This window comes from Streptomyces sp. NPDC018019 (assembly GCF_044327805.1).
Taxonomy (GTDB): Bacteria; Actinomycetota; Actinomycetes; order Streptomycetales; family Streptomycetaceae; genus Streptomyces.
This window is the reverse complement of the sequence record NZ_JBIRGD010000007.1, coordinates 146401-160724: the sequence shown is the minus strand read 5'-3', so window position 1 is coordinate 160724 and position 14324 is coordinate 146401. Positions and strand designations below refer to the sequence as shown.

Sequence of the window (14324 nt, the reverse complement as noted above, 5' to 3'; positions counted from 1 at the left end):
GGATTACGGTCGTGACCGCCTGCCACCGCGACACCAGGAGCACCACGCGATGACCACAGCAGCACAGCGCGCCGACCGCCGCATCAGCCCGGTCTTCCTCGCGCTCGTCGCCGTCATGGCGGTGTCGGGGTGGGCCGTGTGGACGGGGCGGCTCGCGGCGAGCCCCGGCTTCGCCGTGTTCCTGTTCGTGGTCTCCGGGTGGATCGTCTCGCTGTGCCTGCACGAGTACGCGCACGCCCGTACGGCCCTGCACAGCGGCGACATCTCCATCGGCGCCAAGGGCTACCTCACGCTGAACCCCCTGAAGTACACCCACGCGTTGCTCAGCATCGTGCTGCCGGTGGTCTTCGTGATCCTGGGCGGGATCGGCCTGCCGGGCGGCGCGGTGTTCATCGAGCGCGGCCGTATCCGAGGCCGCTGGCGGCACAGCCTGATCTCGGCCGCCGGGCCGCTGACGAACATCCTCTTCGCGGCCGCCGTCTCGGCCCCCTTCTGGCTCGGCGCCATGGACGGCGTCCCCCAGCACTTCCGCTACGCCCTCGCCTTCCTGGCCCTCCTCCAGGTCACGGCCGCCATCTTGAACTTCGTCCCGGTCCCCGGCCTGGACGGCTACGGCGTCATCGAACCCTGGCTGTCCTACAAGATCCGCCGCCAGGTCGAGCCCTTCGCCCCGTTCGGCCTGATCGCCGTCTTCGGCCTGCTGTGGGTCCCGGAGATCAACCACGTCTTCTTCGACGCGGTGGACGCGATCCTCCGCGGCCTGGGCATCACGAACTGGGACACCTACTGGGGCCAGGAGCTGTTCCGCTTCTGGCAGGGCGAGCCGGCACTCCGCTGAGCCGGCCCGCTACTGCCCGCGCCCTACGTCACGACGCCCACGACGTCACGCGGATCATCCAGCCACACACGCTCCTCTCCCCCGTCCACGGTCAGCCCGAAGCGGTCGAAGCCCGGCCTTCCCCGCCCCTCCCACCAGCGGTGCGCGGCGACCACCTCGTCCCACAGGCGCCGAGGGCCGCTCTGCCGGACCTCGAACTCCGCACGTCCCGGTACGTAATCGACCGTCGCCCATGAGGTGACCGCCATGTCCCGGAGCCACAGCGTGTAGGAACCGTCGCCGTACGATTCCGCCCACGGAAACGCGTTCGGCATCTGCACTCCGATGGCGAACATGACGTGCCAGTCCCCGACGGCCTCGGGGGAAAGAAAGGTGGTACTGCGCATTCCGTCCGCCGGCCAATCACGTCCCCCGAGATATTCGCGTACGTGCCGACGCTCGGTACGCTGTCCCCGGAGCCGCATGAAAGCCGAGGAACCCATGAACCGGCCGGTCGCCGTACCGTCCCCGGACACCTCCAGGCGGACCACCGCTTCGCCGCCGTAAACCGGTCCCCATGGGGCGACGATGATCCCGCCCGGTCTTGTCTGTTTCACCCATGGGCGGGGCACGCTCCCGATGGAACATGTGGCGATCACGCGGTCGTACGGCGCGCTCTCGGCATAGCCTTCGGCTCCGTCGCCGACGACGACGAACGGCTCGAACCCGGCCGCCCTCAGGCGTTGCCGCGCGTCCCGGGCGCTGGCCGCGTCCACCTCCACGCTGATGACGTTCCCTGCCCCGAGCCGGTGCGACAGCAGCGCCGCGTTCCATCCCGTCCCGGTACCGATTTCCAGCACCCGGTGGCCCTTTTCGACGCTCAGCGCGTCCAGCATCGAGAAAACCATCGTCGGCATCGAATTTGAGCTGGACGGAATCCTGCCCTTTCCGGGGCCGGTGTATTTCCCGTCGTCCCACTGCGTCGTGATCGGCGCGTCCCGGTGAACAGCCGCCCACCACGTTGCGGGGTCCTCGGCACGGACCACCCGCTCGTCCTGCCGGTTCCTTCCGGCCCGGCCGGGCCAGATCACCTCGGGCACGAAAAGATGACGCGGCACCGCCTTATAGGCCGGCAGCCAGTCACTCGTGAGCGAGCCCTTTCCCATGAGCACGGCGGCAAGCCCTTCCGGTCCCGCCGCCGTTTCGCCGTGCGCGGTCACCGGCCCTCCGCCGGGCCCTGGCCGTCATTCGTGTTGCCGCCCTCGTCCGACCCGCCACCACCGTGCTTGTTGCCGCCGTCGCTGTCATCCTGCGGGTTGCCGTTCCTCATCAACCACCAAGCCATGACGCTCACTCCTCGCCTGTGCCGTGTACCGGACCGGGACCCACCACCGCCGTACCGCTGCCGCCCGCCCGCCCGGGCCGGTGCCGCGGATGCCGGCGGATCTCGTTGCTCGCGTCCACCGCCTCGAAGACGAACCCCGCATCACGCGCCGCCTCCCGACGCGAGGCTTCCGCCAGGCAACGATCGCAACCGCCCACGGGTACGGGGTTGATGTCCCCGGCGAAGGGGTCCATCAGGTGGACGGGCGGATCGAGGGTTCCTCGGTGTTCGTTCATGACGCCACGATGGCGTCCCCGCGCCACGCGACCCAGAGCTGCCACGTAGCAGTTCGGCGCGGAGATCCGCGCAACCACCACGTCGCGTGGTGGTCAGCCGTTGATCTCCAGGTGGGAGGCCAGCGTGCGCATGTCATCGGTGAGCGTGCGCGTCCGGGTCGCCAGCACCTTTCCCAGGACGCGGCGTGCCATCGGCTGGTGCCGCATCCACTCCGGCTGTGACCGGTACAGACCCATGAGTTCGCCCGTGGCCTCGTGGTGCGCGCCGGTCAGGCTGTGCGCACGTGCGACGTCGAGCCGGTACCGGCCCCAGACGTTGCTGCTGGGAGTGCCGTACGTTCCCAGGCTGTCCTTGTGGAGCGGGCCGGTGTCCGCCCGCCTCAGCACTCCCTTGACGTCGCCCTTCAGCGACAGGTCCTCGATGACCTTGATCTCCGCGGTGGCCGGGCCGAACGCTCCCCAGTGGGTCCGGAAGTCGATGTGCTCGCGGCCGATCGCGTGTGCCGCGGTGGCGGCCATGCGACGGGCGTCCTTCGCCTCTGCCTTCCGGTTGTTGCGGACAGCGGCAGCGGCGACGCGGAGCAGCAGTTCTCCCCAGACGGCGAGAGCCTCCGGCGTCGCCTTCGAGATCCGGGGCTCCATCGCGTCGGCGGTGTCCGACGCCAGGTCCGCGCATTCGGCGAAGCGGTCCTGCCGCAGCAGGAGCCAGCACATCCCGATGACGCCGACGGAGGCGGTCGGCATCGCTCCGATCTCACGGGCGTCCCGGATACCTGAAGCCAGAGCTTGGTACGCCAAGTCGTACTGCCGGACCTGCGTCAGATACTTGCCCGTCAGGAACAGGGAACGCGCCCTGGCCGACAGCGCCTGATACCGCTGATCGTCTCCGTCGGCCACCCGCACGCCGCCCTCGGCGGCCGACAGGATGCCGGGCAGCCGCCGCGCGACCGAGTCGTAGCGGTCGGCCTGGTAGAGCGCATGCGCTTCATCGATGGCGTGCAGCAGCCCACTTCGGAGGTCGCCCTCCGCAGGCGGCCCGGCCTCATCGGCGAGCCCGACGGGCGGCATCAGATGGCGGCGGAGATCCAGCAGCTGCTGGCGGCTGGGGCCGTCGCCCCGGATCGGTTCGGGGCTGGCGGCCGGCGCGAACAGTGCCGCCGTGTCGACGTCGAGGGCCTCCGCGAGCCGCACCAGCGTCTCGACGCGCGCCACGCCGCCCTGTTCCAGCTTGCGTACGGTGCCGAGGGACACTCCGGCCGCCTCGGCCAGTCGTTCCTGGCTCCACCCCCGGCAACGGCGGTGGTTGCGGATGTTGGTCGAGATTTCCGGAGACATGGCAATCACCTACCTCTGGCACCCAGAGTAGGGGTCGCCGCCGCGGCTCCGTGGCGCAGAAGCCGGGATCAGCCGGCCACCGCCCCCTCCCGCCGGGCGCGGTCCAGCTTGGCCTTGCGGAGGTAGAACCATGCCATGTTGCTGGAGATGCCCGCCATCAGGATCCACACGATGCCGAGCCAGCTCCCCTCGATGAACGAGACAACGGCCGCGGCGACGGCGAGGGCGCAGACGACGAGGGCGAAGACGGCGAGGCGGGGCATGGGGTCGGCTCCTGTGCGAGGGGGTACGGCTTCTCCTCCAGTGTCCCCTATGCCCTCGCGCCGGGGGCCGAGGCCCCGGGCGGCCGGGTCGGACGGCCGGGTCCCGGGGCCGGGCGGCCCGGCGGCGGAGGGCCGGTGGGGGCGGCGGGGCCGCCCCCCGAGGCGGTGATCAGTCGGTCCGCTCGCCGGTGACGTAGCCGCGGGCCGCGCGCCGGGCCGAGTGGCGCGCCTTGCGGTTGCCGGTCCGGACGAACCCCTGCCACTCCTTGACGCAGCCCCGTTTGTGGCAGCCCGCGCAGCAGGTGTGGCCGAACAGGATCATGCCCGGGTCCTCCCACCGGCAGCGGGTGGCGGCGGGCTGCCGCGCCGGGTGCGGCGGCAGGTCGCACGGGCCGTAGCGGTGATCATGGACGGACCGGGGGCCGTGTTCCGCGTGGCGTACCCACAGTGGTTTCGTCTTGTCCGTACGGGACATCGCGTTCCTTCCGGAACCCGCCGCCCGGGCTCCCGGACCTTCCGGGCGGACGGCCAGGGCAACCACTGCATGGCGTCACGTTCCTTCCGGGGTGGCACCGGACCGGCCGGGCTTCGGGCTACCCGGGCTACCCGGGCTACCCGGGCTACCCGGGCTACCCGGGCTACCGGGACTGTACGTCCGTGACCCGCAGCCCCGCATGCGCCTTGTAGCGCCGGTTGGTGGAGATCAGGTTGGCGACCAGCGACTCCACCTGGTGGGCGTTGCGCAGGCGGCCGGCGTAGATGCCGCGCATGCCGGGGATGCGGGCGGCCAGGGCCTGGACCCGGTCCGTGTCGGCGCGGGACTCGCCCAGCACCATCACGTCGGTGTCGATCTCCTCGACCTCCGGGTCCTGGAGGAGGACGGCGGAGAGGTGGTGGAAGGCGGCGGTGACGCGGGAGCCGGGCAGCAGGGCAGCGGCCTGTTCGGCGGCGCTGCCCTCCTCCGGCTTGAGCGCGTAGGCGCCCTTCTTGTCGAAGCCGAGCGGGTTGACGCAGTCGATGACCAGCTTGTCCGCCAGCTCGTCGCGCAGCGACCGGAGGGTCTTGGCGTGGCCGTCCCACGGGACCGCGACGATCACCACGTCGCTGCGCCGCGCGCACTCCGCGTTGTCCGCGCCCTCGACACCGTGGCCCAGTTCGTCGGCGGCGGCCTGCGCCCGTTCCGCCGCCCGGGAGCCGATGATCACCTTCTGGCCGGCCCGGGCGAGCCGGTAGGCCAGGCCGCGCCCCTGGTCGCCGGTGCCGCCGAGGACGCCGACGACGAGGCCGGAGACGTCGGGGAGGTCCCAGGGGTCCCGCTTCAGGGCCTTCTTGGCCTCGGTCGCGACATTCACGGGCTGCGTACCGCCGTTCGCGGTCGGCGCATCGTCAGGAGTAGTCATGACAGCGATACTGTCACGCCTTCACGCTGCCCTCGGTGAGCCCCGTACGCCAGTACCGCTGGAGGACCGTCATCAGCACCGTCAGCGGCAGTACGGACAGGAACGCGCCGCCCACCGTGTACTGGTACAGCTCCGGCTGCCGGTCCGCGTACCCGGTCCAGGAGGTCAGGCCGAGCTGGATCGGATACAGGTCGGAGTCGGCGAGCATGACCAGCGGCAGGAAGTAGTTGTTCCAGATGTGGACGAACTGGAAGAGGAAGACGGTGACCAGGGCGGGGGTCATCAGCCGCAGCCCCAGCCCGGCGAAGATGCGGGCCTCGCCCGCGCCGTCGATACGGGCCGCCTCCAGCAGCGAGTCGGGTACGGCGGCCGCCGCGTAGATCCGGCAGAGGTAGACCCCGAAGGGGCTGACCACGCTGGGGACGAGGACCGCCCAGTAGGTGTTGGCCAGGCCCATCGAGCTGAAGAGGAAGTAGAGCGGGAGGGCGAGGGCGGTGCCGGGGATCAGCACGCCTGCCAGCACGAGGTTGAAGACGGCTTCCCGGCCCGGGAACGGGAACTTGGCGAGCGCGTAGCCGGCCGCGGCGGACAGCAGGGTGGCGGCGAGTGCGCCGGCGCCCGCGTAGAGCAGGGAGTTGGCGAACCAGCGGACGTAGACGCCGTGGTCGTAGGTGAGCACGGCGCCCAGGTGGTCGAAGGGGCGCGGGTGCGCGAACCAGAAGCCGAAGGTGCCGAAGAGGTCGGCGCTGTTCTTCGTGGCGGAGACGATGAGCCAGTAGACGGGGGTGAGGAAGTAGACCGCGGCGAGGGTGAGGAGCGAGGCGGTGATGATGCGGTAGCGGAGGGGGACTTGCGTGGCGGCCCCGCGCGGGCGTCCGGCGGCGTTGGCCGCCCGTACGGGGACCTCACGGACGGCGGTACGGATGCTGCGAGTGGTACGGGTGCCACGGCTCACCGGTCGCTCCCCTCGCCCCGCTGCCCCATCAGCCGCAGGAAGCCGAACGACAGCACGCAGGCGACCAGCGCCAGCAGCACCGCCTCGGCCGCCGCCCCATGCTGGTTGTTGCTCACGAACGCCTCGCTGTAGGCGTGCAGGTTGGGCGTGAAGCCGGAGTCGATCGTGGCGGCGAGCGGGCGCAGCACCATCGGCTCGGCGAACAGCTGGAGCGTCCCGATGATGCTGAAGACGGTGGTCAGCACGAGTGCGGGCCGGATCAGCGGGATCTTGATGTGCCGGGCGAGGTGCCAGGCGTTCGCGCCGTCGATCCGCGCCGCCTCGTACAGCTCGTCCGGGACGGCCTTGAGCTGGGAGATCAGTACGAGCATGTTGTAGCCGGTGAACTGCCAGGTGACGATGTTGGCGATGGACCACAGGACGGTGTCGCGGGCGAGGAAGTCCACGTGGCCGCCGAGCGATCCGGCGATCTCCACGAGCGGGCTGATGCCCGGGACGTACAGGAAGCCCCACAGGATCGAGGCGATGACGCCGGGGACGCCGTACGGCAGGAAGTACGCGCTGCGGAAGAACGTGACGCCGCGCGCGCTCGCGCTCTCCAGGAGGAGGGCGAGAACGGTCGCCAGGGCGATCATCAGCGGTATCTGAACGGCACCGAAGAGCAGCACCCGTCCGAAACCGGTCAGGAAACGGTCGTCGGCGAGCGCGTGCGCATAGTTCGCGAAACCGGCGAAGACCTCGCGCTCCTGGCCGCCGAGGCCGAGCGGGCCGGTGCGCTCGGTGCGGTGCAGGCTCTGGTGGACGGCGTAGCCGATCGGGGCGACGAAGCAGAGGAGGAAGAGGGCGAGGAACGGCAGCACGAAACCGGCCGCGGCGCGGGCGTTGCGGGCCTCGGTGCGGGTGAGGCGGCGGGTGCGCGGCGCGCGCCCGGCGGCGGCCCGCGCCCGGTTCGCCCCGCTCACCCCCCGCTCTCCACCTTCAGGCCCTTGCCCCGCAGGTCCGCGACAGTCTGCCCCTGGACGGTCCTGAGCACCGACCGGAACGAGCTGCCGTCGTCGAGCGCTTCGGTGAAGGCGTCGCCGAGCCGCTGGTAGAGGGTGTCCACGCCCGGTCCCCACTGCCAGCTCGTGTCGACGTGCGCGCCCGCGTCCGCGAAGACCTTGCTGTACGCCTGGCCGCCGAAGAAGTCCTTGGCGACGTCGAGGTCGGCGGTGGCGTAGCCCTTCTTCACACTCGGGAAGCCGTACCCGCCCTTGATCAGCAGGGCGACGGACCGCGGGTCGGAGTTGAGCCACAGCGCGAAGTCCAGCGCGTCCCTGGGGTAGGCGGCCTTCGCGAAGACGGCCGTGGTGGAACCGCCCCAGTTCGCGTGCGCGTCGGCGCCCTTCCGCCACTGGGGCAGCGGTACGACGCGCCACTTCCCCCGCGTGCCGGGCGCGTTGCCCGCCAGCAGCGCGTCCCCCCAGCTGGCGCCGATCCAGGCGGGTACGGCGCCGGTCTGGATGTCCTTGTACCAGGCGTTCTGCCGGTCCGGGACGGTCTTGACGAGCTTGCGCCGGACCAGCGACTCCCAGTAGTCGGCGACCTTGCGGGTGGGCTCGTCGTCGATGTGCACGGTCCAGGTGTCGCCCCGGGCGGCGTACCACCTGGCGCCCGCCTGCCAGGCCAGTCCGGCGAAGCGGTTGCCGTTCGTGGGGGCGAACGTCTCGATCCAGGCGCCCTGCCGGCGGACGGCCTCGGCGGCCTCCGCGTACTCGTCCCAGGTCCGCGGGAGCTGGATGCTCCACCGGTCGAAGAGGTCCTGGCGCACGAACAGGCCCATCGGGCCGGACGCCTGGGGGACGGCGTAGACGCCCCGGCCGAACACCGACTGCTGCCACTGCCAGCCCACGAACCGGTCCTTGTAGCGGGCGGCGCCGAGTGCCGAGAGGTCGAGGAGGGCGTTGTCGAGCAGAAAGCCCGGGATCACGGGGAACTCGATCTGGGCGAGGTCCGGCGGGTTCCCGGCTTTCACGGCGGCGTGCATCTTGGCGTACTGGCGGCCGTCCACGGCGGACACCTTCTCCACCTCGACCCGTACCTCCGGGTGCTCGCGGTTCCACAGGTCCACCGGCTTGTCGATGCCCGGCACCCACGACCAGAAGGACAGCCGGATCCGCTGGCCCTTCTTGCGCTCCTTCGGCGCCGCGCCGCCGTCCGTGTCACCGCCGTCGCCGCAGCCGGCCAGCGTGAATCCGGCGGCAGCCGCGGCGGCACCGCCGAGCAGGGCCCGGCGGCGGACCCGGCTCCGGCCGTCGTCGTACGTACCGCTACCGGTGCTCATACCAGTTCCTCCACGGGGATGCGGCGGAAGGTGATCGTCGAATAGGCGCTGTAGTCGCCGGTCTCGTAGAGCAGCCCGACGGTCGCGGCGTCGATGCGTACGAGGTCGGAGTAGGCGGCCGGGAGCCCGTCGACGGTGTGCGCCGGGTACCACGTCAGGCCGCGGTCCCGGCTGGCCCGTACGGTCATCAGCGCGCGGTCGGCGGGGTCGGCGGGGCCGGAGAAGAGCAGCACGTCGGGCTCGCCCAGGTGCAGCACGCTGCCCTCGACGACGGGCCCGGTCAGCCCCGCCTGCGGGCGGAAGGGCTTGATCAGGTGCTCGCCGCCGTGCTGCGGCGCCGAGTACGCGTCGGCCCGGTTGCCGGGCGCCGGTGAATCGTTGCGGGTGTTGAAGTAGAGCGTGCCGTCCGGAAGTTCGGCCGCGGTCGTCTCGTTGGCGTTGATGTAGCCGTTGGGTTTGCTGTCCGTGTAGCCGATGCGCCAGTTCACGCCGTCGTCGTCGCTGAGCAGGACGTGGCCGCCGTTGTAGCGGCCCTCGGTGCCGTTGTCGCCGGAGTGGGTGGGGGCGATGGAGTGGTTGGCGGGGACGACCAGCCGGCCGGCGTGCGGGCCGTGCCGGAGTTGCAGGGCGTGGCCCGGGGTGGTGGCGTACCAGCGCCAGTTGGGGCGCTTGGTCTGCGCCGTGATCTCGCGCGGCGCGCTCCACGTGGTGCCGTCGTCGTCGCTGTGCTGCACCCATACGCGCCGCCCGTCGGCGGCGGTGACCAGGCCGCGGCGGATGCGGTCCTCGGTGGCGGTGGCGGCGTTGCGTACGTGGACGAGGACGGTCCGGCCGCCGTCCAGCACGACCGGGGCGGGGTTGCCCGCCGTACCGGTGCCGTTGCGGGCGACGGCCTGGAGCGGTCCCCAGGTGCGGCCGCCGTCGGCGGAGCGCTTCAGCACGATGTCGATGTCGCCGTGGTCGGCGGCGCCGTGCACCCGGCCCTCGGCGAAGGCGAGCAGGGTGCCGGGGGCGGTGCCGTCCGGCGGGCGGGTGACGGCCACGGCCGGGATGCGGAAGCTCGCGTAGCCCTCGGAGCCGGCACGGAACGGAAGGGAAGTCTCGTGCGCCATGGGTCCTCCCCGGCGGCCGGACGTAGAACGTCCTCTGTCTGCGGCGACCATAGGGAGCCCCCAACTGGCCGTCAAGGCACGGCACATCACGGCACGCGCCGCCACGCTCCAAGGGCGCGGGAGGGGCCCCGCGCCCGCCCGGCCCGCGCTCACCCGCCGAAATTCCGTTGCCCGTCCCCCGCCCCCGCCGCACGATGGTGCGTCGTGACCGGAAGAGACCGCCCCCCACGACGCCGCCGCGCCGCCGCCCTGCTCCCCGACCTGGCGCCGTGGCGCTCCTCCGCCGACTTCCGCCGGATGTGGTGCGCGGGCGCGGTGACCGTGTTCGGGTCGTTCCTGACGCTCGTCGCCGTTCCGTTCCAGCTCAAGGAGCTGACCGGTTCGGCGCTCGCGGTGGGCGCGGTGGGCGCGGTGGAACTCGTGCCGCTGATCGTCTTCGGCCTGTACGGCGGCGCGCTCGCGGACGCCATGGACCGCCGCAAGCTCATCCTGTGGACCGAGGTGGCGCTCGGCCTGCTGTCGGTGCTCCTGCTGCTCAACAGCCTGCTGCCGGACCCGCTGATCTGGCCGCTGTACGTGATCGTGGCGGCGACCAGTGCCCTGACCGGGCTCCAGCGCCCGGCCGTCGACTCGATCGTGCCGCGCATCGTCCCGCACGACCTGCTGCCCGCGGCGTCCGCGCTGAACGCCCTGCGCTGGCAGATCGGCGCCATCGCCGGGCCCGCGCTGGCCGGTGTGCTGCTCGCGTACGCGGGGCTGCGGTGGGCGTATGCGATCGACGCCGTCACGTACGCGATATCCGTCGCCCTCGCGGTCGGCCTGGCCCCCTCGCCCGCCTCGCACGACGCCGAGAAGCCGTCGCTGCGCGGCATCTGGGAGGGCGCGCGCTACGCCTGGAATCGCAAGGAACTGCTCGGTACGTACGCCGTCGACCTGACCGCCATGCTCTTCGCCTTCCCGATGGCGATCTTCCCGTTCCTGGCGGACGACCTGGGCGCGCCATGGGCCCTCGGCCTGATGTATGCGGCGCTGCCCGCCGGGTCCTGTGTGGTCAGCCTGACCAGCGGCTGGACGTCACGGGTGCACCGGCACGGGCGGGCGGTGCTGTACGCGGCGGCGGCCTGGGGCCTGGCGATGACCGCCGCGGGCCGGGCGTCCAACGTGTGGCTGGTGCTGCTGAGCCTGGCCGCGGCGGGGGCGTGCGACATGATCAGCGGCATCTTCCGGTCGGCCATGTGGAACCAGACCATCCCCGACGAGCTGCGGGGCCGGCTGGCGGGCATCGAGCTGCTGTCGTACTCGGCCGGGCCGCAGCTGGGCCAGGTCCGCTCGGGCGGCATGGCGGCCGTCACGTCCGTACGGACCTCGGTGTGGGCGGGCGGCGTGCTGTGCGTGGCCGGGGTGGCCGCGCTGGCCACGGCGCTGCCGAAGCTGCTGGCGTACGACGCGCGGACCAACGAGCACGCCGTGCGGATGCGCGAGGTCCGTGCCGCGGGGGCGGAGCCGACCCCGGCGGCGTAGCCCCGGCCCGCCCCCTCGCTCAGCCCTGCGCGGGCCCCTCCGGCCCCTTCTCGTGCCAGCGTGGGTCGGTCTCCCACTCCAGATTGCGCTCGCGGGCGGTCTCCATCGCGTGGGCCGCCTCCTCACGCGTCGCGTACGGACCGAAGCGGTCGGCGGCGCGGCACTCGGGGCCCTCTTCGACCGTTCCGTGCTTGAGGCAGTAGTACCACTCGCCGGGCTTGCCGGCCGTCCGCCTCTTGAACAGCGCCATCGCGGCCTCCTGTATGCGACTCCTGTGCCGCCATCCTGCCCGATGGGCCGCGGATACACTCGCTGGCATGTCTGGCCAGTCGCTTCTTGTCCCGGGGAAGATCTCCCCCACCCGCCCCGTCCCCGCCGCCATCCCGCGCCCCGAGTACGTGGGCAAGCCCGCCCCCACCCCGTACACGGGCCCGGAGGTGCAGGACGCGGAAACGATCGAGCGGATGCGCGTCGCGGGGCGGATCGCCGCCCAGGCGATGGCGGAGGCCGCCAAGCTGATCGCGCCGGGCGTGACCACCGACGAGCTGGACCGGGTCGCCCACGAGTTCATGTGCGACCACGGCGCCTACCCGTCCACCCTCGGCTACCGCGGCTTCCCGAAGTCCCTGTGCTCCTCGGTCAACGAGGTCATCTGCCACGGCATCCCGGACTCGACCGTCCTGCGGGACGGCGACATCGTGAACCTGGACGTGACCGCCTACATCAACGGCGTACACGGCGACAACAACGCCACGTACCTGTGCGGCGACGTGGACGAGGAGTCCAAGCTCCTGGTGGACCGGACCCGCGAGGCCCTCAACCGGGCGATCAAGGCGGTCAAGCCGGGCCGCCAGATCAACATCATCGGCCGGGTCATCGAGTCGTACGCCAAGCGCTTCGGCTACGGGGTCGTGCGCGACTTCACCGGCCACGGCATCAACACGTCCTTCCACTCCGGGCTGATCGTCCCGCACTACGACAGCCCGCACCACACCACCGACATCAAGCCCGGCATGACCTTCACCATCGAGCCGATGCTGACGCTGGGCACCCACGAGTACGACATGTGGGAGGACGGCTGGACGGTGGTGACGAAGGACCGCAAGCGGACCGCGCAGTTCGAGCACACGCTCGTCGTCACGGACACCGGCGCGGAGATCCTGACGCTGCCGTAGTCCGCGCCTTCCCGCACCGTCCCCGCAGGCCGGGGCCCGCACGTCGCCGGGCCCCGGCCTGCGGGCTCTCCCGGCGGTCCCTGCTTTCCCCGCGGTCGCCGCCTTCCTCCGCGGCCCTCGACTTCCTCCACTCCCCCCCGCTTTCCCCGCTTCCGCTGCGCCGGGAGGATCATCGGCAGTAGGGTTTTACCGACAGAGTGTCGGGAACAGGTTGACTTAGGTAAGCCTAACCAACCACAATCTGATCCCGTCCGCACCCCATCGGTCCCCGGAGGTCCGTCTTGGCCGCGCCCAGTTCGACCCCGTCCGCGCAGTCCGCCGCACCGGTGCCGTTCTCCACGCTGATCCGCACCGCGTCGCACGAGCAGCACACGGAGGCCGAGAACTCCTCCTTCATGGGCGACCTCCTCGGCGGCAAACTCGGCGTCACGGCCTACCGGCGCTACACCGAGCAGCTGTGGTTCGTCTACCGCGCGCTGGAGGACGCCTCCGAGGCGCTCGCCGGCGACCCGGTCGCCGGGCCGTTCATCCGGCCCGAGCTGGCCCGTACGGCCGAACTGGAGCGCGACCTGGCCCACCTCGGCGGCCCTTCCTGGCGTACGGGGCTGACGCCCCTGCCGGCCACCGCCGCGTACGCCGACCGCGTCACCGAGTGCGCCCGCCGCTGGCCCGCCGGGTACGTCGCGCACCACTACACCCGCTACCTCGGCGACCTCTCCGGCGGCCAGATCATCCGCGGCACGGCCGAGAAGACCTGGGGCTTCGCACGCAAGGGCGACGGCGTACGGTTCTACGTCTTCGAGGGCATAGGCAACCCCGCCGCCTTCAAGCGCGAGTACCGGCAGCTGCTGGACGCGCTGCCGGTGGACGACCTGGAGAAGCAGCGGGTGGTCGACGAGTGCAAGCGGGCCTTCGCGCTCAACACGGCGGTGTTCCGGGAGCTGGCGGACGAGTTCCCGCTCAGCGCGTGAGCAGTGAGCACGTGAGCGCCTGAGCCGTTTCCGCCGTCAGGGGCGCGGCGGCACGGGCCGCACACTGCCGCCCAGGGCGATCGTCCCGTCCGGATACGGGCGGGTGCGGATGCGGGAGCCGGTGCCCTGGCGGATGTCCAGGGCCCGGCCCAGTTCATGGGTGAGGGTGAGCGCCGCGGCGCCGGTGGCCTCGTCCTCCACGATGCCGTCGCCGCGGCGCGGGAAGTAGCGGGCGCGCACCGTGCCCGCGTCCCGGTCCTGCCACGCCCACACGTAGAGCGGGCCTTCGCCGGGCGGCGGCCCGTCCAGCGCGTCCACGTCCGCGGGCGTGGGGTACTCCTCCGTACGGCGCCCCGCCGACCACTCCGGCCGCCCGCGTACCCACACCACGTCCGCCCCGTCGTACGTGACCGGCACCGCACCGGCCGACGGGCGCAGCACGTCCACCGGCCGGCCCAGGTGCCGCAGCAGCCACGCGGTGCCGACCAGGGGGTGCCCGGCGAAGGGCAGGCGGACGCTGGGCGTGTGGATGTCGAGCCGCCCGCTGTCCGCATCGTCGACGAACACCGTCTCGCTGAAGCCGAGTTCGGCGGCGAGCGCGCGGCGCGCGGCGTGGTCCGGCACGGCGGCTCCGTCACGTATGACGCCCAGCGGGTTGCCGCCCTGACCGTCCGGGCCGCAGAAGACGCGTACGACGTGCAGTTCGTGGCGTTGCGGCGCGTGCGGTGCATGGGGTGCGGTCATGCGGACATTCTCCCTCTGCCGCACGACCGGGAACGCCGGAGTACCCGCCGCGCGGAGGCATGGCGCGGCGGGTACGGCCGGTCCCAGG

General features: G+C 71.9%; 17 protein-coding genes. 4 read left to right on the top strand and 13 right to left on the bottom strand.

What is annotated here, in order from left to right; genetic code table 11:
* Positions 1-49 precede the first annotated feature (49 nt).
* The gene (locus ACH4FX_RS14595) at positions 50-838 is read left to right on the top strand and encodes a site-2 protease family protein (protein ID WP_398478702.1); all 789 of its coding nucleotides are present in this window, start codon (positions 50-52) and stop codon (positions 836-838) included.
* 23 nt (positions 839-861) lie between these two features.
* Here ACH4FX_RS14595 and ACH4FX_RS14590 read toward each other — a convergent pair whose 3' ends face one another.
* From ACH4FX_RS14590 to ACH4FX_RS14540, 11 genes are all read right to left on the bottom strand, one after another.
* The gene (locus ACH4FX_RS14590) at positions 862-1983 is read right to left on the bottom strand and encodes a methyltransferase domain-containing protein (protein ID WP_398478999.1); all 1122 of its coding nucleotides are present in this window, start codon (positions 1981-1983) and stop codon (positions 862-864) included.
* Positions 1984-2033: 50 nt separating this feature from the next.
* Entirely contained in the window at positions 2034-2162 is a 129-nt protein-coding gene (locus ACH4FX_RS14585) for a hypothetical protein (protein WP_398478700.1), read from the bottom strand.
* A 5-nt stretch (positions 2163-2167) separates the two neighbouring features.
* Positions 2168-2437: a hypothetical protein gene (locus tag ACH4FX_RS14580; RefSeq protein ID WP_398478698.1), complete on the bottom strand. Its 270-nt coding sequence runs from the start codon at positions 2435-2437 to the stop codon at positions 2168-2170.
* Between the two features lie 93 nt (positions 2438-2530).
* Complete coding sequence (locus tag ACH4FX_RS14575) at positions 2531-3772, bottom strand: helix-turn-helix domain-containing protein (protein ID WP_398478696.1); 1242 nt, start codon at positions 3770-3772, stop codon at positions 2531-2533.
* Positions 3773-3840: 68 nt separating this feature from the next.
* Positions 3841-4035, bottom strand: coding sequence for a hypothetical protein (locus ACH4FX_RS14570; protein ID WP_398478695.1), 195 nt, complete (start codon positions 4033-4035; stop codon positions 3841-3843).
* Between the two features lie 169 nt (positions 4036-4204).
* A complete protein-coding gene (locus ACH4FX_RS14565) occupies positions 4205-4510 on the bottom strand; it encodes a hypothetical protein (protein ID WP_398478693.1) in 306 nt (101 codons plus the stop codon).
* Between the two features lie 163 nt (positions 4511-4673).
* A complete protein-coding gene (gene npdG / locus ACH4FX_RS14560; RefSeq protein WP_398478691.1) occupies positions 4674-5435 on the bottom strand; it encodes an NADPH-dependent F420 reductase in 762 nt (253 codons plus the stop codon).
* A 13-nt stretch (positions 5436-5448) separates the two neighbouring features.
* Positions 5449-6390 (bottom strand): carbohydrate ABC transporter permease, encoded by a 942-nt coding sequence (locus ACH4FX_RS14555; RefSeq protein WP_398478689.1) that lies wholly within the window; start codon positions 6388-6390, stop codon positions 5449-5451.
* A complete protein-coding gene (locus ACH4FX_RS14550) occupies positions 6387-7352 on the bottom strand; it encodes a carbohydrate ABC transporter permease (RefSeq protein WP_398478687.1) in 966 nt (321 codons plus the stop codon). Before ACH4FX_RS14550 ends, ACH4FX_RS14555 begins: the two co-directional genes overlap by 4 nt.
* Positions 7349-8713, bottom strand: a complete 1365-nt coding sequence (locus ACH4FX_RS14545) for an ABC transporter substrate-binding protein (protein ID WP_398478685.1) — start codon at positions 8711-8713, stop codon at positions 7349-7351. The genes ACH4FX_RS14550 and ACH4FX_RS14545 overlap by 4 nt, the downstream gene beginning before the upstream one ends.
* Entirely contained in the window at positions 8710-9825 is a 1116-nt protein-coding gene (locus tag ACH4FX_RS14540; protein WP_398478684.1) for an exo-alpha-sialidase, read from the bottom strand. The genes ACH4FX_RS14545 and ACH4FX_RS14540 overlap by 4 nt, the downstream gene beginning before the upstream one ends.
* A 204-nt stretch (positions 9826-10029) precedes the next feature.
* Here ACH4FX_RS14540 and ACH4FX_RS14535 point away from each other — a divergent pair, with 204 nt between their 5' ends.
* Positions 10030-11346 carry an MFS transporter gene (locus ACH4FX_RS14535; protein ID WP_398478682.1) on the top strand — a complete coding sequence of 439 codons (1317 nt, stop codon included), beginning with the start codon at positions 10030-10032 and terminating at the stop codon, positions 11344-11346.
* A gap of 19 nt (positions 11347-11365) precedes the next feature.
* Here the strand turns inward: ACH4FX_RS14535 and ACH4FX_RS14530 are convergent, their stop codons facing one another.
* Positions 11366-11596, bottom strand: a complete 231-nt coding sequence (locus ACH4FX_RS14530; RefSeq protein ID WP_398478681.1) for a hypothetical protein — start codon at positions 11594-11596, stop codon at positions 11366-11368.
* Positions 11597-11663: 67 nt separating this feature from the next.
* Here ACH4FX_RS14530 and map point away from each other — a divergent pair, with 67 nt between their 5' ends.
* A complete protein-coding gene (gene map, locus ACH4FX_RS14525) occupies positions 11664-12521 on the top strand; it encodes a type I methionyl aminopeptidase (RefSeq protein WP_398478679.1) in 858 nt (285 codons plus the stop codon).
* Positions 12522-12802: 281 nt separating this feature from the next.
* Complete coding sequence (locus ACH4FX_RS14520) at positions 12803-13492, top strand: heme oxygenase (biliverdin-producing) (protein WP_398478677.1); 690 nt, start codon at positions 12803-12805, stop codon at positions 13490-13492.
* A 36-nt stretch (positions 13493-13528) separates the two neighbouring features.
* Here ACH4FX_RS14520 and ACH4FX_RS14515 read toward each other — a convergent pair whose 3' ends face one another.
* Positions 13529-14236 carry a PhzF family phenazine biosynthesis protein gene (locus tag ACH4FX_RS14515; RefSeq protein WP_398478675.1) on the bottom strand — a complete coding sequence of 236 codons (708 nt, stop codon included), beginning with the start codon at positions 14234-14236 and terminating at the stop codon, positions 13529-13531.
* Positions 14237-14324: the final 88 nt, after the last annotated feature.